This is a genomic window from Bradyrhizobium sp. (assembly GCF_049798375.1).
Classification (GTDB): domain Bacteria; phylum Pseudomonadota; class Alphaproteobacteria; order Rhizobiales; family Xanthobacteraceae; genus Bradyrhizobium.
Map to the genome: position 1 here is coordinate 1 of NZ_JBARGP010000707.1, position 2,305 is coordinate 2,305.

The window sequence follows — 2,305 nt, forward strand, 5'->3', positions numbered from 1 at the left end:
CGCGCTGGCGCTCGCTGGCGTCGGCATGGCGATGAACGGCTGGTTCGCGCAGTCGCTGGGATCGAGCAGCGTTGCCGGATGGCTGTTTCTCGCCATCGGCCTTGCCGCCGACCTGGTGGCGCTTGTGATGCCGACCTGCGCGGCGCGGCTGTGGCACGAGCGCCAACACGCCACGGCGCTGGCGGGCTGGGCGGTGTGGTCGCTGACCTTTGTGTTCGCCGTCACCGCCGGCATCGGCTTCGCGTCCACCAACATCAGCGAGGTCGCGTTTGCGCGAGCGTCACGCGTGACGCCGGCGATATCGGCCGCGCAGGCGCAGCTCACCGACGCCATGGCGGCGCGCGACCGCGAATGCAAAGGCGGCGTCGGGAAATACTGCCGGGAGCGCGAGGCCGCGGTCGCCGAGCGCCGGCACGCCTTCGACACGGCGACGCAAGAGGTGGCGCTAACCGCCGATCCGCAGACCGAGGCCGCGATCAAGCTGGTCGCCTGGGTCTCGCACGGTCTCGTGAGGCCGCAAGCCGACGACTTCGCCATGCTGCGGCTGGTGCTGCTGGCGCTGCTGCCGCAGTTCGGCGGCATCTTGCTGATGGTCGGGCGGCGCGCCTGAGCGCGCGTCCCGGACGGCGGGCCTGTTGCAGCTCCAGGTCGGCCGCCCGGAACCGAGCCTGCCTGACGCCGTTGTCCGCTGGAGCCGAGAGCTCAAATCAACGGGAGTTCAGTCATGGCAGATAACAAGGATCCGAACCAGAAGCAGCCCGGCGAGAAGAGCGAAGGCAAATTCCACTACAATCCGGGCAATCAATCCGGCAAGGAACTCGGAATTGCCCATCCGGAGAATGCGGACGAACCCAAGAAGGAGCCGCTGCACAGCCGCCAGAAGCCATAGCGGATCCTTGGCGGATCCTTGGCGAATCCTTGCGCATCCGGCGCAAGCAACAGACGAGCGCCGTGCCATCTGGCCGGCGCTCGCTGCATGTCGGTGCTGGGGGTCGAACGGTGCTGCCGGCGCAGGTCAGCTGCCGCCGATGCGGATCTTCCTGTTGGCGTGATAGCGCGCTTTCGTCTGCGGCTTGATGAACAACGCCGCCACGTCGGGATGCTGCTTGCGCACTTCGGTTTCGATCGCGACCACTGAACTCTCGATGTCGTCGGCGCGCCTGTCGTCGGCAAACTCGATGCTGACTGCGGCCACCACTTCCGATGGCGACATCTGCACGGTCAGCACGCCGTTGGCGCGGAGCACACCCGGCGTATTGTTCGCGACCTCCAGGATCGATTCCGAGAGTTCGGAATGCGCGGGCTCGCCGATCAGTAGACTCTTGCTTTCGCGCGCCAGCACGACCGACGTTCCGGCAAGCAACAGGCCGACCAGGATCGATCCGACACCGTCCCAGACCGGCTGTTGCAGCCAAGCGGCGGCACCGATGGCGGATGCGGCAATGACGATGCCGATCAAGGCCGCGCTATCCTCGAACAGCACCATATAGGCGGGCGGATCCTTGCTGCGCAGAAAGGCCTCGTAGGTGCTGCCGCGCTGCCCGCTCGCACGCAGGCTGCGCAACGCGATCAACCATGACGTCCCTTCAAAGGCGAAGCAGAGCCCGAGCACGATCAGGCTCACCATTGGCCGCTCGATCGGCTGCGGCGACAGCACGTGCATGATGCCCTGATAGAGCGAGACGCCCGCGCCCAGCGCGAAGATCAGCAGCGCGACGATAAAACTCCAGAAATACAGCTCGCGGCCATAGCCCAGCGGATGCAGCCGATCCGGCCGGCGCGCAGCGCGCCGGTAGCCATAGAGCAGCAGCAGTTCGTTCGACGTATCGACCACCGAGTGGACGGCCTCGCTCATCATCGACGAACTGCCGCTCCACACCGCCGCAATGATCTTGGTCAGGGCGACCAGCACGTTGCCGATCAGGGCGGCGTAGACCGATGTCTTTGCAGAATGCGCCGCCATGAGGTGAAGCCATTTCCGAGCGCGTGGGGATCAGGCGCATGCACCTGTCCAGATCGAGCGCCGAGCACCAACCGGGCCACTATCGAGATGTTCCTGGCGGCTCATGCAGCCCGCAACATACAGACCGAGCCTTGTCGGCGATATTCACCATCGCAGCAGGCGCGTCACGTCCCGGGAACCAACTCCGCCAGAGCGCGATTAGACCTAGGTTCCAGATGACGAGCCGACCAAGATTGAGGATCATCGATGCGCGCCAATCTTCCGATCGCGAATGCTTCTTCGACGTCGCAATCGAGGGGCGGCTGGTTCGCCCGCCTGGCGGTGGCGACCTCGCGCGTCAGC

The 2,305-nt window shown here is 65.7% G+C and carries 2 protein-coding genes and 1 pseudogene; 2 read left to right on the forward strand and 1 reads right to left on the reverse strand.

Annotated elements, in window-relative coordinates; translation table 11 throughout:
* Together WA702_RS27630 and WA702_RS27635 are read left to right on the forward strand one after the other, a co-directional pair.
* Positions 1-610: pseudogene (locus WA702_RS27630) on the forward strand (hypothetical protein); the annotation flags it as partial.
* A 114-nt stretch (positions 611-724) separates the two neighbouring features.
* Positions 725-889 carry a hypothetical protein gene (locus WA702_RS27635; RefSeq protein WP_425113715.1) on the forward strand — a complete coding sequence of 55 codons (165 nt, stop codon included), beginning with the start codon at positions 725-727 and terminating at the stop codon, positions 887-889.
* A gap of 126 nt (positions 890-1,015) precedes the next feature.
* Here the strand turns inward: WA702_RS27635 and WA702_RS27640 are convergent, their stop codons facing one another.
* A complete protein-coding gene (locus WA702_RS27640) occupies positions 1,016-1,963 on the reverse strand; it encodes a cation diffusion facilitator family transporter (RefSeq protein ID WP_425113716.1) in 948 nt (315 codons plus the stop codon).
* Positions 1,964-2,305 lie beyond the last annotated feature (342 nt).